The organism is Mycolicibacterium neworleansense (assembly GCF_001245615.1).
GTDB lineage: Bacteria > Actinomycetota > Actinomycetes > Mycobacteriales > Mycobacteriaceae > Mycobacterium > Mycobacterium neworleansense.
On the sequence record NZ_CWKH01000002.1, the window covers coordinates 515,421 to 531,627 of the forward strand.

At 65.4% G+C, this 16,207-nt stretch carries 18 protein-coding genes; 9 read left to right on the top strand and 9 right to left on the bottom strand.

The genetic code is table 11. The annotated features are described in order from the left end of the window. Window positions 1-38: 38 nt before the first annotated feature. A complete protein-coding gene (locus BN2156_RS18160) occupies window positions 39-557 on the top strand; it encodes a TetR/AcrR family transcriptional regulator (protein WP_235625470.1) in 519 nt (172 codons plus the stop codon). Here BN2156_RS18160 and BN2156_RS18165 read toward each other — a convergent pair whose 3' ends face one another. After that, on the bottom strand, window positions 558-749 hold the full coding sequence (locus BN2156_RS18165; protein WP_090516397.1) for a hypothetical protein: 192 nt from the start codon (window positions 747-749) through the stop codon (window positions 558-560). It abuts the gene before it with no gap. Between the two features lie 211 nt (window positions 750-960). On the opposite strand from BN2156_RS18165, the gene BN2156_RS18170 reads away from it, so the two are divergent. Further along, window positions 961-3,066 carry an LpqN/LpqT family lipoprotein gene (locus BN2156_RS18170; protein ID WP_090516398.1) on the top strand — a complete coding sequence of 702 codons (2,106 nt, stop codon included), beginning with the start codon at window positions 961-963 and terminating at the stop codon, window positions 3,064-3,066. A gap of 137 nt (window positions 3,067-3,203) precedes the next feature. Then, window positions 3,204-3,857 (top strand): hypothetical protein, encoded by a 654-nt coding sequence (locus BN2156_RS31030; RefSeq protein WP_110811033.1) that lies wholly within the window; start codon window positions 3,204-3,206, stop codon window positions 3,855-3,857. A 13-nt stretch (window positions 3,858-3,870) separates the two neighbouring features. Here the strand turns inward: BN2156_RS31030 and BN2156_RS18180 are convergent, their stop codons facing one another. Then, window positions 3,871-4,242, bottom strand: a complete 372-nt coding sequence (locus BN2156_RS18180; RefSeq protein ID WP_210436668.1) for a DUF2834 domain-containing protein — start codon at window positions 4,240-4,242, stop codon at window positions 3,871-3,873. A gap of 107 nt (window positions 4,243-4,349) precedes the next feature. On the opposite strand from BN2156_RS18180, the gene BN2156_RS18185 reads away from it, so the two are divergent. Both BN2156_RS18185 and BN2156_RS18190 read left to right on the top strand, forming a co-directional pair. Next, the gene (locus tag BN2156_RS18185) at window positions 4,350-4,955 is read left to right on the top strand and encodes a TetR/AcrR family transcriptional regulator (protein WP_090516399.1); all 606 of its coding nucleotides are present in this window, start codon (window positions 4,350-4,352) and stop codon (window positions 4,953-4,955) included. Between the two features lie 27 nt (window positions 4,956-4,982). Continuing rightward, window positions 4,983-6,194: an acyl-CoA dehydrogenase family protein gene (locus BN2156_RS18190; RefSeq protein WP_090516400.1), complete on the top strand. Its 1,212-nt coding sequence runs from the start codon at window positions 4,983-4,985 to the stop codon at window positions 6,192-6,194. A gap of 9 nt (window positions 6,195-6,203) precedes the next feature. Here BN2156_RS18190 and BN2156_RS18195 read toward each other — a convergent pair whose 3' ends face one another. Next, window positions 6,204-6,470 (bottom strand): YdeI/OmpD-associated family protein, encoded by a 267-nt coding sequence (locus tag BN2156_RS18195; protein ID WP_090516401.1) that lies wholly within the window; start codon window positions 6,468-6,470, stop codon window positions 6,204-6,206. Between the two features lie 200 nt (window positions 6,471-6,670). On the opposite strand from BN2156_RS18195, the gene BN2156_RS18200 reads away from it, so the two are divergent. Continuing rightward, a complete protein-coding gene (locus BN2156_RS18200) occupies window positions 6,671-7,339 on the top strand; it encodes an SDR family oxidoreductase (protein WP_090516402.1) in 669 nt (222 codons plus the stop codon). Between the two features lie 73 nt (window positions 7,340-7,412). On the opposite strand, the gene BN2156_RS30900 is transcribed toward BN2156_RS18200, so the two are convergent. The 4 genes from BN2156_RS30900 to BN2156_RS18220 all read right to left on the bottom strand — a co-directional run bounded on the left by BN2156_RS30900 (window position 7,413) and on the right by BN2156_RS18220 (window position 11,955). Continuing rightward, window positions 7,413-7,580 (bottom strand): hypothetical protein, encoded by a 168-nt coding sequence (locus BN2156_RS30900; RefSeq protein ID WP_090516403.1) that lies wholly within the window; start codon window positions 7,578-7,580, stop codon window positions 7,413-7,415. Between the two features lie 180 nt (window positions 7,581-7,760). Then, window positions 7,761-8,615 (bottom strand): thioesterase family protein, encoded by an 855-nt coding sequence (locus BN2156_RS18210; RefSeq protein ID WP_235625399.1) that lies wholly within the window; start codon window positions 8,613-8,615, stop codon window positions 7,761-7,763. Beyond that, window positions 8,612-11,521 (bottom strand): MMPL/RND family transporter, encoded by a 2,910-nt coding sequence (locus BN2156_RS18215; RefSeq protein ID WP_090516404.1) that lies wholly within the window; start codon window positions 11,519-11,521, stop codon window positions 8,612-8,614. The genes BN2156_RS18210 and BN2156_RS18215 overlap by 4 nt, the downstream gene beginning before the upstream one ends. After that, window positions 11,518-11,955: an MmpS family transport accessory protein gene (locus BN2156_RS18220; protein ID WP_090517470.1), complete on the bottom strand. Its 438-nt coding sequence runs from the start codon at window positions 11,953-11,955 to the stop codon at window positions 11,518-11,520. The genes BN2156_RS18215 and BN2156_RS18220 overlap by 4 nt, the downstream gene beginning before the upstream one ends. A gap of 254 nt (window positions 11,956-12,209) precedes the next feature. On the opposite strand from BN2156_RS18220, the gene BN2156_RS18225 reads away from it, so the two are divergent. Beyond that, window positions 12,210-12,881 carry a TetR/AcrR family transcriptional regulator gene (locus BN2156_RS18225; protein ID WP_090516405.1) on the top strand — a complete coding sequence of 224 codons (672 nt, stop codon included), beginning with the start codon at window positions 12,210-12,212 and terminating at the stop codon, window positions 12,879-12,881. Between the two features lie 65 nt (window positions 12,882-12,946). Continuing rightward, window positions 12,947-13,498 carry a VOC family protein gene (locus BN2156_RS18230; protein ID WP_090516406.1) on the top strand — a complete coding sequence of 184 codons (552 nt, stop codon included), beginning with the start codon at window positions 12,947-12,949 and terminating at the stop codon, window positions 13,496-13,498. A gap of 9 nt (window positions 13,499-13,507) precedes the next feature. Here BN2156_RS18230 and BN2156_RS18235 read toward each other — a convergent pair whose 3' ends face one another. Continuing rightward, on the bottom strand, window positions 13,508-14,671 hold the full coding sequence (locus BN2156_RS18235; RefSeq protein ID WP_090516407.1) for an aromatic ring-hydroxylating oxygenase subunit alpha: 1,164 nt from the start codon (window positions 14,669-14,671) through the stop codon (window positions 13,508-13,510). A gap of 69 nt (window positions 14,672-14,740) precedes the next feature. On the opposite strand from BN2156_RS18235, the gene BN2156_RS18240 reads away from it, so the two are divergent. Next, window positions 14,741-15,340, top strand: coding sequence for a TetR/AcrR family transcriptional regulator (locus tag BN2156_RS18240; RefSeq protein WP_090516408.1), 600 nt, complete (start codon window positions 14,741-14,743; stop codon window positions 15,338-15,340). Here the strand turns inward: BN2156_RS18240 and BN2156_RS18245 are convergent. After that, complete coding sequence (locus BN2156_RS18245; protein WP_090516409.1) at window positions 15,337-16,179, bottom strand: PhzF family protein; 843 nt, start codon at window positions 16,177-16,179, stop codon at window positions 15,337-15,339. The two genes, BN2156_RS18240 and BN2156_RS18245, sit on opposite strands and share 4 nt — an antisense overlap. Window positions 16,180-16,207: the final 28 nt, after the last annotated feature.

Genomic DNA, 16,207 nt, shown 5'->3' on the forward strand with positions numbered 1-16,207 from the left:
TCGGTGCGATCACGCGCACCGCCGCCCAGACGCGGGTGATGGACGCAGCGCTCAAGCTCATCGCCAATCACGGCGTCAGCGGGACGTCGCTGCAGATGATCGCCGACGAAATGGGCGTCACGAAGGCAGCCGTCTACCGGCAGTTCAAGACCAAGGACGAGATCGTCATCGCGATCACCGAGCGGGAAATGAGCCGGCTCGAAGAAGCATTGGAAGCGGCTGAGGCGGAGGGGTCGCCCGGACAGGCCCGCGACGCGCTGCTCGACCGGATGATCGAGCAAGCCATCGACCGCCGCGGCACCTTCAGCATTCCGATGTTCGACCCCGTGATCATCCGCCTACAAGCGGAGTACGAACCGTTTCAGCGGTTCATCGAACGCCTCTATGCCGCACTGCTGGGCACAGAAGCCGGCGTGGAGGCCCGGTTTCACGCGGCGATGCTCTCCAGCGCGATCAGCGTGGCCGTCATGCACCCCCTGCTCGCCGACATCGACGGCGAAACGCTGCGGGTGCAGTTGAACAAGATGACCCGCCGCGTGCTCGGGCTCGCCGACTAATCAGTACTTTCGGTCACCTTCGCTGTCATCGAAGAATGCCCAGTCGCCATCGGCCGACAGCACCTCCATGCGCCAGCCCAACTCGGGCTTGGCCTTCTGGTCGACGAACCACGCATGCGCATCGCCGGCGCTCTCGATGTCCTTGGTGTCGACAACCTCGCCTTTGGGGTTGAGAACTCGATATGTAGCCATTCGTCCAGCGTTCCCCCGATCTCGGGGTTCGAATCAGCTCGCGCCGCACCCATCGATATCACTGAGGGCCTGAACACTTCCGACCGACAAGTCAGGTAGTCGAGTACTCATTCGCTTGGCCAAATCAGCGTGCAGGATTCATTGTGTCCAGGGTTCTTGTGACCATTCCAGCCTCCATATCAGCAGGCACCAGATTTTCTCGGGAGGGGGCATGCGACAGCTGTTCATTTCTTATGCCCGCGAGAACAGAGCTGATGTCGAGGCGCTGCTCCGTGACCTACACGCGTTGGGCTATGAGACCTGGGTGGATTCGTCGCTGCGGGGCGGACAATCCTGGTGGCACGAGATCCTGGAGCGCATCGCCGACTCCGATGTGTTCGTGGCGATCGTCTCCGGCCACACATTGAACTCGGTGGCATGCAAGCGAGAGCTGGCATGGGCGTTGGCGCTGAACAAGCCGGTGTTACCGCTCGCGGTAGAGCAGCTTCCCGACGCGCTACCCCGGACCCTCTCGATGCGCCAGATCATCGACTATTCGCAGTCCGGCCGGGAGGCGGCCTTCGCCCTGGCCGGTGCGCTCGGGACTCTCCCGCCCGCGCCTCCGGTGCCAGATCAGCTGCCCGAACCCCCAGGGGCCCCACTGTCGTACCTGTCGGACTTGTTCGAGCAGGTGGGGCAGGCTGAACCGCTGACTCAACAGCAGCAGCATCAGATCCTGATCCAGTTGGAGCCGGCGCTGCGATCGGCGGATGCCGAGGAGCGTCGCGGCGGGCGCTACGTGCTGAAGATGTTCAGCAGGCGCGGCGATCTGTACGCCGACGTCGACCGGAACCTGGCTCAAACAGTCCTGGACGACCACGACATAGAACCTTCGGCCGACGACGCGGCGACCGTCGAGGTCCCCGACAACGGCCTACCAAATCCAGCCGAGGCGCCTGCCGATATCCGTCGGAACCTGCTGACCGACCCGCGGTGGGTCGATTCGATGAGTGCCTTCTTCGCCGAACGCTGGGCTGAGGCAGCCGAGCGGCTCGAGACGCTGCAGGCCTCCTATCCGGGTGAGACGAGGATCGAAACCAGACTGACCGAGGCCCGCCGGCGGCGCGACATCGACGGATGGTCCGGAAAGGCCGCGGTTTCCGCCGATGCGGGTGACTGGGACACGGTCGTGAATGCGCTGGAGAATCTCTCCGCGCTCGACCCGACTCACCCCGATGTCGAGACGCGCCTCGAGCAGGCACGGACAGCCCAGCGGCGGCGCGCACTGGTGGATGAGATCGCGGCCCTGCATCGAGCCGAGCGTTGGACTGCCGTCACGGCCGCCGCACGGGAGTTGGCCCAAATCGACCCGCACAACCAGGATCCGGAGGGGATGGTCTCGCACGCGCAGGCCAAGATCCTCGAAGCCCAACGCGCCGAGCGGTATGCGCAAGCACTCGACCATCTGGACCAAGAAGACTGGCAGCAGGCAGCCAACATGCTGGCCGAGATCGAGCGGGAACAGCCCGGCTACCGAGACGCTGCCAACCTCCTCACGACCGCCCAACGGCGGCGTGCACGGGCGGCACTGCCCGATCCAGTTGCCGCAGAAGAACATCGGGCGGTTCCGCCGCCCCCGACAACGACGCTTCCCCGCAGACGCCGGCTCGCCGGCCGCTGGCTTGTCGTCACCATTTCCATCGCCGCGGTCGGCATCACCGCAGCACTCATCCTGGCCGTGATGCAGAGCTCGAAGTCGTCTGACACCTCGACCTCGACGACAGACCGTGCCGCTCCCCCGACGTCGGCTCAAATATCCGGTCCCAACGAGACGCTCGCCGACTACATCAAGAACAACGACATCCAGCGGACCGCAGTCGTTCCGGGCACACCGGGAGCGCCGAAGATCGACCTGCCTGTTCCAGAAGGCTGGACCAGGATCTCCGCAGGCGCTGACGCACCGTACTTCGAGATCGTCCCGATCACGCCGGCAGATCCCGCCGATCCGCCCAGAATCACCGCAACCGTCGACAAACTGACAGGCGCTGTCGATGTGGACAAGCTGTTGCTCGTCGCACCGGGCGAAGTCAAGAACTTGAGCGGTTACCAGGGTGACGACGCCGTACGGGCCACGATGAGCGGCCATCCCTCATCCCGGCTCGGCGGCTCGTACACGAAGAACGGTGCCATACGAATGGTTGCCCAGAACACGGTGGTGATCCAGAACGCCGGCGGCATATACGTATTGCAGATCGCCGCCGAGGGCCCGCAGGCCGACGCCGGACCGTTGCAGGCCGCGGCGAAGGAGATCGTCCAGAAAGCCACGATCGCGCCGTGACACCCGGGTGAGGTATTGCTCGGATTTTTCGAGTAGCGCACTACTCGTGACCAGGCGAAACTTGGCGAACAGACTTCTCCCATGGTGAGGTCCGACCGCATGCAGCACCGCGGGCCCACCAGATCGAAGGAGTAGCCATGGACGCCAAGTTCACCGGCAATGGCCCCCGGACAGCATCACCGACCTACGTCAGGTCCCCGTGGCACCGCCGCGCAGGCATCCTTTGTGGGTCTGCCGCGGCGATAGCCGGGGCCGCAACGGTCATCTCGGCGCAGGGTGAGCCGGTCACCACGCCTGCCGGCTCAGCCCAGGCGAGCACGCTGTGGTCGGTGGGCTTCTCGCTCATTGCGACCGATTATTGGGAACCCGCACCGGCACCCCCGCCTCCGGTGGCCGCGCCACCACCGGCACCCGCACCGGAGGAGGCACCGGCACCACGACGCGCGGCACCCCGCCCCGCCCCTGTCGAGGAACCCCAACAGGCCATCGTGGCGCCCCCGCCGCCGCCGCCACCGCAGTTGAAGTTGTGGTTCGGTCCTGGCGGGCCCGAGGGGATATCGGCTTTCGCGTCGATCGCCAACAACGACCGCCCGACGGTGGGTTGCACCTATAACGCCGTTGCCGTGTCGGGTGCGGCGGCTCTGGTCAACTACAACGACGTGGTGAACTTCGCGGTCAACGGCTCGGCGGAAGCAAGGATCGATCGGCCTGGGCCGCCTACCGGCTCGAACTGGCACGTCACAGTGACGTGCGACAACGGGCTGTCGACCGCTCAGGACGTGGTCTACTGAGCTGCGAGCGAACCTAATACGTCGTCGAGGGGTTGGGACTGCGCTCCGCTGCCAGCACCAGTTGCCGCCGGATCAGAAACAGCGGGAAGGCCACGCTGACGGCGATGACGGCACTGAGCACCAGATAGATCCACACCTTGGGAATGCCGACTCGGCGAGCCTCGACCACCATGAACACGAACGCGGCCAATCCGAACAGCAGCAGATCATTCGTCAGTGACGACGACGCGTAGTTCACATAGCCGCTCTGGAAGAAATCGATCAGGCTGGTGCTCTCGGTGGTGAAGAAACCGATGTTGTTCCACCAGGTGGCGACCAACGCTATCAGCGCGATCACCGCGTAGGTGCCACACAAAATCTTGTCGTTTCGTGTCAGCATTGCCATCGTCACGCCTCCCCCGTCACCCCGACCCGGTCCAGGCGAACTTATCGATCCCGCGGCTTCCAGGGGGCAATTTGGAGCTCAGATTGGTGAGTGAGTACTCTCTCACCATGTCGACCGGACGGGACCGTCTCCTGGCCACAGCACTGAAGCTGTTCGCCGCCAAGGGGTACGCCGCGACGTCGGTCGCCCACATTCAGCAGGCCGCCGGCCTGGCGCCGGGGTCGGGCGCGCTCTACAAGCACTTCGGCTCGAAACGGGAACTGCTCGAGGCCGCCGTCTCACACCGCATCGATGCCATCGTCAGTGCCCGCGAGCAGTATGACGCCGGCAATCCCAAGACCGTCGAAGAGGCGGTTCGCAGTGCCGGGCAATTGATCTGGACCAACCTGACCCAGAGCGAGGAATTGCTGCGGGTCATGCTGCGTGAACCTGACGAACTCGGGGAGCTCGACGAGAAGACGTGGCAGGTCATCACTGACAACGCGTATCAGCGATTCGCCGACGAACTGGCGGCATCCAATCGCTCGGGCCGATTCGAGATCCCCGATCCGGAGGCCACCGCGGCCGTCGCGATCGCCGGGCTGTCCTACGCGGCAACTCTGCAGGCCCTGACCGGGCGCTTGCCGGGCAACGTCGACCACGAACGTTTCTTCGAGGCCTGGGTCACCCAGACCGTCAGCATGATCAAGCAACACCGCTCTCAAACCAACTGACCATCAACATATTTCAGGAGCCCGACTGTGACGTTCTCCATGCAACTGAGCGACGACGTGATCGAGGTCCGCGACTGGGTCCACCAGTTCGCGGCCGATGTGGTGCGTCCGGCCGCCGCGGAGTGGGACGAGCGTGAAGAGACGCCGTGGCCGGTCATCCAGGAGGCCGCCAAGGTCGGGCTGTACTCCCCCGAGCTGTTCGCCCAGCAGACCACCGAACCGACCGGACTGGGCATGCTGACCGTGTTCGAGGAGCTGTTCTGGGGTGACGCGGGTATCGCGCTGTCCATCCTGGGCACCGGCCTGGCCGCGGCGGCCTTGGCGGGCAACGGAACTCCCGAGCAGATCGGCCAGTGGCTGCTCCCCATGTTCGGCACCGCCGACGAACCCCAATTGGGCGCCTTCTGCTCCTCCGAGCCGGATGCGGGGTCTGACGTCGGGGCCATCCGCACCCGCGCTCGCTTCGACGAGGCGACCCGCGAGTGGGTTCTCAACGGCACCAAGACCTGGGCTACCAACGGCGGCATCGCCAACGTCCACATCGTCGTCGCCTCGGTGTACCCCGAGCTCGGCTCCCGCGGACAGGCCACGTTCATCATCCCGCCGGGAACTCACGGCCTGACGCAGGGCCAGAAGTTCAAGAAGCACGGCATCCGCGCCTCGCACACCGCCGAGGTGGTGCTCGACAACGTCCGCCTGCCCGAAGATCTCATCCTGGGCGGGCGCGAGAAGTTCGAGGAACGCATCGCGCGGGTGAAGTCCGGAGCCTCGGCCGGTGGCCAGGCCGCGATGAAGACCTTCGAGCGCACCCGGCCCAGCGTCGGCGCGATGGCGGTCGGCGTGGCCCGAGCCGCCTACGAGTACGCCCTCGACTACGCCTGCCAGCGCGAGCAATTCGGCCGCAAGATCGGTGAGTTCCAGGCCGTCGCATTCAAGCTCGCCGACATGAAGAGCCGGATCGACGCCGCCCGGATGCTGGTGTGGCGGGCCGGCTGGATGGCGCGCAACAATCAGCCCTTCGACAACGCCGAGGGCTCGATGGCCAAGCTGGTGGCCAGTGAGACCGCGGTGTACGTGACCGACGAGGCCATCCAGATCCTCGGCGGCAACGGCTACACCCGCGACTACCCGGTGGAGCGGATGCATCGCGACGCCAAGATCTTCACGATCTTCGAGGGCACCAGCGAGATTCAGCGCCTGGTCATCTCCAGGGCGATCACCGGACTGTCGATCCGATAGACCGCAGGCCTACTTGCCGTTGCGCTCGCGGTGCTTGCACCCGGGCCAGCAGCACGGCCGCCGCTGACCTTCCTCCAACTCCTCCTGCGTGCGGCGGATCCGTCGCTCGCGCGTCACCTGCTGCTTGGCGTCCTCGACCCAGCAGATGAACTCGTTGCGCGCGAGCGGCGTGATGTCCTGCCAGGCGGCCAGCGCCGTGGCATTGCCGATCAGGGCTTCACGCAGGTCCGCCGGCAACTTGTGCACCACCCCTCCGGGCACCCGTTGGCCAGTCATGAAGCCAGGTTACGGGCGGTGGGTCAGCAACACACTTGCGACACGACATTGCCCTTACCGTGACCTTAAAAGGATCTTATTTTTCTTAGAGTTGGTGTACGGTGGGTGCTCAAGGGCGGTTGTGACCACAGGCACACCACCGTGGTCTCACCGGTCAATCTCGGCCCAGCCGCCTCGGCAGTGACGGAAAGGAACCCGACATGCAGCCTGCAGCAGCCACCCGGATCGCTCTTGTCACCGGTGCATCGCGGGGTATCGGCGCCGACGTCGCTCAGCAGCTCGCCGGACCGGACACCCACGTCATCGTCAACTACCGTGAGAAGGCCAAACGCGCCACCACGGTCGTCGACGCCATTCGCCGGGCGGGCGGTCGCGCCTCCACCCTCGGGGCCGACATTTCCGATGAGGCTGCTGCCGCCGCCATGATCGAGCGGGTGGGCCGCGAGTTCGGCCGGCTCGATGTCCTGGTGCTCAACGCATCGACCGGGCTTGAGCTGGGGACCGACCCCGGCTACGCGATGCGCCTGAACCGCGATGCCCAACGCCGGCTGGCCAAGCTGGCCCTGCCGTTGATGCCGGTGGGCGGTCAGATCGTTTTCGTCACCAGCCACCAGGCCCACTTCTTCCCGAACAAGGCCGTGCCGAAGGGCTACGCGGCGATCGCCGCGAGTAAGCGCGCCGGTGAGACCGCGCTCTACGCCATGCGTTCCGAATTCGACCGGCGGGGCATCGATTTCACCGTGGTGTCCGGTGAGGTGATGTCCGACCGGCAGTTGGCGACGACGATCGCGCGCGCGGCGTCCGCACCGTACCCGTCCGGCATCGTCTACGTCGGCGGGCCCGACTGCCTGAGCCGGATGTCGGCCTGACAAACACCGAGTCAACAAGTGAGGGCGCCCGGATGGGCGCCCCTCACTTGTTTCGTGCATCAGCGGCCGTGCATCAGCGGCCATTGCCCACTATGGATGTGACGGCGCCGGTGCTGGCGTGCTGCTGGTTGTCGTGCACCCACTGGTGATGGGTGATGTCAGCCTGCGCCGGGGCGGCCAGGCCGACGATGGCGGCGGCGAAACCAGTGGCGATGATGCCGGCAAAACCAAACTTCTTCATGTCGAAGCCCTTCGTTTCTGGGCGTTCGAGCCGTGGCGTGGGAGTCGCGGTTCGGACGTCTCTCCACCGGTTCGGGGGATTCCTACCCGGTCTGGCTCTCACAACACGCTGCTCGACACGGTTAATTCCGCTGGCAGAAATTGAGCGGCCGTTGGCAGCAATCACTCGAACCCGGTGGCGTCAGGCGCCCTTCGGGATCATCGCCAGCTGGCGGCTCTGCACGACGACCGCACCGGTCGCATCGAGGATCAGGTGATCCTCCTCGAACCAGGTCGTGCCCATGACCGTCGAATTCGCCCTCACGCGTAGCCAACCCGGGGCCGGGCGCCGACGAAGATACGTCGTCAGCTGGACGGTCGGGGCCCAGCCGAACATTCCGCGGTTCATCGTCACCGGAGCACTGATGTCACCGGCCATCAGCGCGAACAACAATGCCGTGTCAGCATCGGCCTCGTCGGCTGCGAACGGCCGCAACCACATCCGGTTGACCGGATCGCCCTGCTGCCCGGCCAGGAACAGCGCCGCCGAGGGGTCCACCCGCAGATCGCAGCCCTGCGCGACATGGACGATCTGCCCCATCGGATGATCCGGCGTCACATGCACGGCATCGGCCGTCGGCTCAGCCGCCATCTGCGTCAACGCCAGCGGCTCCTGATGCCGCGGGTCGCCGTCATCGAGCAGACCGAGGGTGACTGCTGCCGTCACCGCAACCCGATCGCCCTGCGACAGCTGCACATCCACGGCGCACACCTGTCGGCCCAGCTTGCGCAGGCTGGTGTTCACCTGCACCTCGCCGGGATCCGGGGCAGCCAGGTAGTTGGCGCTCACCGCGATGGGCTGCAGCGCCGCGCTGCCGCCGGCGGTGAGGACGGAGCGACGCGCGGCGGCCGCGCAGATCGCCATCATGCATCCGCCGTGCACCTTGGGCCCGATGGTCCACATCGGGTCGACGGAGGCGATGAAGCTGTCCGGACCGAGTTCACGCAAGGCGGTCAGGTCAGCGAATGGGCTGGTGCGGGCGAGTATCTCGGTCACGGGGTTCCTTTCGGGATCTCCACGGTCGGCTCATCGCCCGCGCCGGCGCCGGCATGTGCGGGAACAGGTTGCGGGACAGCACGACTGGGGCGCACCGGTCGGCTGCGCACCTTGAGCGGCCACCAGAACCAGCGGCCGAGCAGCGCCGCGATGGACGGTGTGATCAACGACCGGACGATGAAGGTGTCGAACAGCAACCCCAGACCGATCGTGGTGCCGATCTGGCCGACCGAGCGCAGATCGCTGGCGATCATCGAGATCATGGTGAAGGCGAACACCATTCCGGCTGCGGTCACCACTCCACCGGTGGCACCCATCGCCCGGATCAGCCCCGTCTTGATGCCGCCGCCGAGTTCCTCCTTCATCCGCGACACCACCAGCAGGTTGTAGTCCGAGCCGACGGCCAGCAGCACGATCACCGACATCGCGATCACCAGCCACTGCAGTTCGATGCCCAGGATGTGCTGCCAGATCAATACCGACATGCCGAACGACGCGGCGAGCGAGAGCACGACGGTACCCACGATCACGATCGAGGCCACCAATGCCCGGGTGATCAACAGCATGACCACGAAGATCAGGATGATCGCCGCGATGGCCGCGATGAACAGGTCGTAATGCGCGCCTTCCTGAATGTCCTTGTAGGTGGCCGCGGTACCCCCGAGATAGAACTTCGCGTCGGCCAGCGGTGTGCCCTTGACGGCCTCCTTGGCGGCCAGCAACTCGGCGTCCACATGCGAAATGCCCTCCAGCGTGGCCGGATCCACGTCGTGGGTGATCAGGATCCGTGCCGCCTTCCCGTCGGGTGAGAGCATCAGCTCCATACCGCGCAGGAAGTCCGGGCTGGTGAAGGCCTCTGGCGGCAGGTAGAACATGTCGTCGTTCTTGGCCTCGTCGAAGGTCTGCCCCATGGCTGACGCGGTGTCGGTCATCTGCTCCATCTGGATGAGCATCCCGCGGAACGTGCTGTGCAGGGTCAGCATCAGGTCACGAACCTGGGTGGAGATGGAGATCATCGGCGGCAGTTGTGCGGCGATCTGCGGCGTCAGGCCGTCGACCTTGTCCATCGCCGAGGCCAGCGACTTGGTGTCGTCGGCCAGTTTGTCGAATCCGTCGGTGGCGTCGAAAACCGACCGCAGGGCGTGGCACACCGGGATGTTGAAGCAGTGCGGTTCCCAGTAGAAGTAGTTGCGCAGCGGGCGGAAGAAGTCATCGAAATCGGCGACCTGATCCCGCAGTTCGGCCATGGTGGCCTCCATGTCGTGCGTGGCACCGACCGCGCTGTGGGTCGCATCGGCCAGCTGCACGCTCAGGTCGTGCAGGTGCTGCATGATCGCGATCATCTCGCCGAGGTGATCGGTCATTTTCAAGGTGTCGTCCAGTCTGGCCCGCAAGAACTGCAGGTTCTCCCGCATCGCCACCCCTTGCGCGCTGACCTGGAATGGCACCGAGCCGTGCTCCATCGGCGGGCCGAGCGGGCGGGTGATGCTCTGCACCCGCGCGATACCCGGCACCCGGAAAATGTTCCTGGCGATGCGGTCCAGCACGAGCATGTCGCGCGGGTTGCGCATATCGTGGCCGACCTCGACCATGAGCATGTCGGGATTCATTCGGGCCGAAGAGAAATGCTTCTCGGCGGCGGCGTGCCCGATATTCGACGGGACGTCGGCGGGAACGTAGTGCCGGTTGTCGTAGTTTGTCCGGTACCCGGGCAGGGCGAGCACGCCGATGAGCGCGACCGCCGTGGCAGCGGCCAGGATCGGCAGCGGCCAGCGCACGACTGCCGTGCCGACTCGCCGCCAGCCACGGGTCTTGGTGGCCCGCTTGGGATCCAGCCAACCGAATCGCACACACAACGCCAGCACCGCCGGCGCGTAGGTCAACGCCATCACCAGGATCACCAGCATGCCCAGCGCGCACGGGACGGCCAGCGTGTTGAAGTAGTTCAGCCGCGTGAAATGCAGGCACAGCATCGCCCCGGCGATGGTCAGCCCGGAGCCGGTGATGACATGGGTGACACCGGAAATCGTGGTGTAGTAGGCGGTTTCGCGGTCTTCACCGGAGTTTCTGGCTTCGTGGTAGCGGCCGACGAGGAAGATCCAGTAGTCCGTGCCCGCCGCGATGGCCAGCGCGGTGAGGATGCTGACCACGAAGGTCGACAGACCGAAGGCGTGCACGGAGCCGAGCACGGCGATCAGCCCCCGCGCCATGCTCATCTCGGTGAGCACGACCAGCAGCGCGATGAACATGGCCCCGAACGAGCGGTAGACCACCAGCAGCATGATCGCGATGACGGCGAGCGTCACGCCGGTCATCTTCACCATGCTCTTGTCGCCGGCTTCATTGGTGTCGGCGACCAGCGCGGCCTGCCCGGTGACGTAGGCCCGGATACCCGGTGGCGCTTCGGTGCGTTCGACGATCTCGCGGACCGCGTCGACGGATTCGACGCCCTGGGTGGAGCCCTGGTTTCCGGCGAGGTTCACCTGGACATAGGCGGCCTTGCCGTCCTCGCTCTGCGACCCGGCGGAGGTGATGCGGTCGCCCCAGAAATCCTGAACGTGCTGGACGTGCTCGGTGTCGCGTTCCAGGTTGGCCACGAGTTCGCCGTAGTACCCGCGGGCGGCGTCGCCGAGCGGCTCGTCACCCTCCAGCACCACCATCAGTGCGCTGTCGGAGTTGAACTCGTCGAACTTCTCGCCGATGTGCTTCATGGCGATCACCGAAGGTGCGTCCTGCGGGGACAGAGAGACGGCGTTGTCCTTGCCGACGATCTCCAGCTGCGGCACCAGCACACTGACCGCGATGGTGGACGCCAGCCAGAACAGGATGATCGGCACCGAAAGGGTGCGAACCAGCCGCGGGTAGAGCGGCGGACGGGCGCCGTCGACGCTGCGGCGCCCGCTCATGCCGCCTTCACCAAACAGCTTGTGGTGGCGGTGTATCCGTCGGCGGTGCGCTCGTCCCGCAGTTCGCCGTTGACGGTGATGCGGCAGCCAAGGGCACCGCTGTCGCCCTGTGCGACGACGTTGGCGAACACGCTCGGCACGGTCGTGGTCAGGGTCAGAGTCCACGGCAGGGCGTCGAACCGGACCTCCTGCGCCTGCGCGTGCTCGTCGATGTAGCTGACCATCCCCGACGTGGCCGCCGGTCCGTACACCTCGTAGGTCACGTACTTGGGCACGGTCGAGACGATGTTCTCCACCCGGGCGTCGCCGCCGGCCGTTCGCTGCGTGCCGAACACCCCGTGGAACCGGTTGATGATGAACGCGCCGGCACCGACCACCACGACGATCACCAGCAGAATCCACATCCGCGCCAGCCCGCTCACCAGTGTCTTCATGGCCTGCACCCAGACGTTTTTCGCGTTACCGCACCCAACATGAACGCTGACCTTACAACCATAAGGAAACAGCTGTAAAGTTGAGCCGTGCAGACTCCGACCCAGGACACGCATAGGCAAGGAGGTCGGTAACAGGTTTGGCCACAACGGTTTTGACACGGGGGGTCAACGCCACCCAAATCGAGGGGAACAACCTATAGTGGTCATCGGCGCGACAACCGGTCAGTTAACCTAACACGTGTTAGCATACATGCATGGTCTCCGCCCCTCGCCGACGCAATCTGCGTGGTCAGGGCGCTCTTCTGCGCGAGGAGATCCTGGCGGCGGCGATCCGCGTCATCGACGCCGCGCAAAGTGAGGCCGAGGTGTCGCTGCGCAGCATCGCCCGAGAGGCCGGCATCGCCGCCCCCTCGGTCTACGCGCACTTCGAGGACCGCGACAGCGTGCTGGACGCGGTGGCCGAGGCGAGTTGGACACAAGTGTCCGAGGAGATCGCCGAACACCGCACCGGCAGCCGGCCCCCGCGCGAGCGGCTGTTTCTCGGCTGCCAGACCTACGTGTCATTCGCCGAGCGCCACCCGCTGCGCTACGCGCTGATGAGCCAGATCACCGACACCTCGCCCGCGGCCCGGCAAGCACTGGCGATCGTCACCCGAGGGCTGCTGGCCTGCCGCGGCGACGACCCACAGGCCCCACCGACACTGGAAGCCGATCGGATCGCCGCGGCCCTGTCGGTCGCTGTGCACGGCGTGGCGATGCTGCACCGCACCGATACCCCCCACCTGTGGCTGAGCTCCTTCAGCACCGATGAGATCCTGCGCAGCCTGATCGACGCGGCCATCCTGCAACTGGATCAGGCCGCCGCCCCGGCACAGCGGAAATCGACGTCAGGGCGTGGACGCAAGGACCGCAAGCTCAGTACGTGACCGGCAGCTTCACAGCGCGCCCGTGGCGTACTACATTCGGTAGTAGTCGACTCCCAGGGGGCACGATGCGGTGGCGCGGAGTAAGTCATGTCGAGTTCGCGGTCTTGGATTACGACGAGTCGATCGCGTTCTACGACGCGATGTTCGGCTGGCTGGGGTTCAGCAGCTTCTCGTCACTGAACATGGAGTACCAGTCGATCTACTACATGACGCGATTCATCAACCCGCACAGCTATATTGGCATCCAGCCTGCGCATACCGGGGAGAAGCTCACCCATGCCGACCAGGCCGTCGGCATCAACCACGTCGCGCTGTGGGCCCGAAACCGCAAGGAAGTGGACCGCTTTCATCGCGACTTCCTGATCCCCCGGGGCATCGCGGTCACCGATGAGCCGACGGAGTACCCGCAGTATTGGCCCGGCTACTACGCGGTGTTCTTCGACGATCCGATCAACGGCATTCACTGGGAGCTGGCCTGGGTACCGAAAGTCCCCAGCCCCCGCCAGGTCTGGTCCTTCTACCGGACGATGCGGGCCTTCGGCAAGCAACGACCGGACCTGGCGAGGACGGTGCCCGGCATCACCCTGCAGGCGATGCGGACCCTGCCCGGCAAGTGAGACATCGGGCTAGGCCAGGGCCACTCCCAACTCCTGGGCGAAGACCTTGATCATGTGCTGCACCGCAATCTCGTTGCGGCCGATGATCATATGGTCGTGTTGACCGTGGCGGACTCCTTCCCCACACTGCGGGAGCATCGCGAAATCCTCGTCGCGCACCGCGGCGTGAACGCCTTCGTAGACCGCGTCGTAGGCGGCCCGCATGTCGTCGTTCGTGGCCGGAATCCGGCCCATCCAGCTGTGCCGAACCGTGCAGCGGGTGGGTTCACCCTCGGGCAGCATGTCGATGATCTCCACGCCGACCGGGCTGTTCGCGAGGATCAGATTGGGATAGACCCAGTAGATGACGCCCATGTTCGCCGACGGGTCGAACGAGGCGCTCGGATCGTCGGTCAGGTTCTTGATCCAGTTGAACGGGAAGCCGATGCGGTGATGCTTGCCGAACTCGTCGTAGATCGCGGTGTTCGGCAAGGTGTTCTGCCCGATCAGACTCTCGCCGTGGACGAACGGGAAGTGATAGCCCTCGGCAAACGCCTCGAGTGCACCCTTCCACGACACCTCTGAGGAGAACTCGCGGTCGGTGTGATAGCCGTACGTGTCGTAATTCCATTGCGCCAGTTCCGGTCCGAGTTCACCGAGATGGGCGTCGAGGTCGATGGCGGCATCCGCGGTCAGAACCGCCCAGATGAAGCCGTGGCGCTCCTCGGACGGCAGCTCGACCAGGCCGTAGTCCGCGGTGTCCATCGTGTCGAAGCCCGCCTTGCCCGGGACCATGAACAACTCGCCGGTGTTGCGGTAGGTCCAGGCGTGATATGGGCAGACGAACCGGGACGCGTTGCCCGAACCGCAGGCCGGCATGGCGCCGCGGTGACGGCAATAGTTGAGGAACACGTGGGCAGCTCCGGCGCGGTCCCGGGTGACCAACAGGGAGTCCCCCAGTACCGAGCGGACCACGAAGTCGTTCTTCTGCCGGATCTGGGCCGACGGCACGATCGCCAGCGGGACGCGGCGCAGGATCTGGGATTCCTCGATCTCGGTGATCTTGGGATCGCGGTAGTAGTGCAGCGGCACCTTGAGCACCGCCTCCGCCATGTCCGTCGTCCCCTCGACGGCATGCCGCAGGGCGCGGCGGGTCAATTCCTCATCGGTGCTGCTCACTGGGCTGACGGTCATGGTTTGACCATACAACGAGCATCAACTGTATTGTCAAGATCTGATCGTCCATTGTGCGACCATCGACGGATGCGCAGGCACGGCTGGTCGGGAGACATTCCCGCCGACGACGACGAAGCCGTCGGCCGCATCATCGGCGTGGCCCGCCAGGCCATCGACGCTCGCGGCACGGTGAGCGTGTCCGAGGTGGCGCAGGCTCTCGGAGTGACCCGTCAGACGGTCTACCGCTACTTCCCCACGCAGGAGAGCCTTCTGGGCGCCACTGCCCTGTCGTCGGTGGACGGCTTCCTCGATCGGTTGGCCGCAGATCTGGGTTCGATCACCGACCCGAGCGAGGCCGTCGTCGAGGGCATCGCCTACACCCTCGAGCAGATCGCACATGACCGTTATCTCAGTCTGGTGTTGCAGCCCGGCAAGGCCAGTGCCTTCACCGCCGGTGTCACCTCAGATCTCGCCATCGAATTCGGCAAGTCGATCCTGCAGCGGTTCGACATCGACTGGTCTTCAGCAGGTTTCGACGGCGAGCTGCTCGATCAGCTGGTCGAGTTCATGTTGCGTACCCTGCAGTCGTTCATCATCGACCCCGGTGGCCCATCACGCCACGACGCCGGATTGCGTGCCTACCTGCGCGATTGGGTGGCGCCGGCGGTTTCCGCGCACGCGATTTAGAGCGTCGCAGTTCCTTGGAAGCAGGTGGTGGTGATGCCACCGACCCAGACCGACCCGTCGGATTCGGCCATCACGCTGATTTCACCTGCCCTGCCGAGCCGCGCGCCCTGAGATACCCGGTACTTCGCCGGAGCGGCACCGGTACTCGTCAGCCACTGCCCCACTGAGGCATTCATGCTGCCGCACACCGGATCCTCGGGAACGCCGACCGCGGGCGCGAACGTCCTCATCTCGTAGTCGTGCTCGGATCCGGCCGGATAAGCACCGACGACACCGACCATGGCCGTGGGAATCCGGGCCAGATCAGGCTCCAATTCGAGCACCTGCCGCGCGCTGCCCAACACGAGCACCGACCAACCGGGCCCGTTGTCCACCCATTGATGCGCGAGGACGTCGGCGCGCGCCAGTCCGAATGCGTCGACGAGCTGATCCAGGTAATCGTCCGCGAGAAGTCCGGATCGCAGCGTCGGCGGCGCCTGGAAGTACAGCTCCGCGTCGCGTTGCCGGATCTCCACGAGACCGGCACCGCACTCCTGCACGACATGACCCTCACGCCGAGGTTGATTACCCTGCCCAAGCCAGGCATGCGCGGACCCGAGGGTGGGGTGCCCGGCGAACGGCAGCTCGCTGCCCGGGGTGAAGATGCGCAGACGGTAGTCGGCCTCGGGATTGGTCGGGGGCAGTACGAACGTGGTCTCCGACAGGTTGGTCCAACGCGCAAGGCGTTGCATCGCAACCTCATCCAGCCCCTCACCATCCACCACGACAGCGACCGGATTGCCCAGGTACGGGGTTCGTGAGAACACATCGACCTGGGCGAATGCACGTTGACGGGCCATTGTCATCCCCTTTGAAGATCGCAGCAGC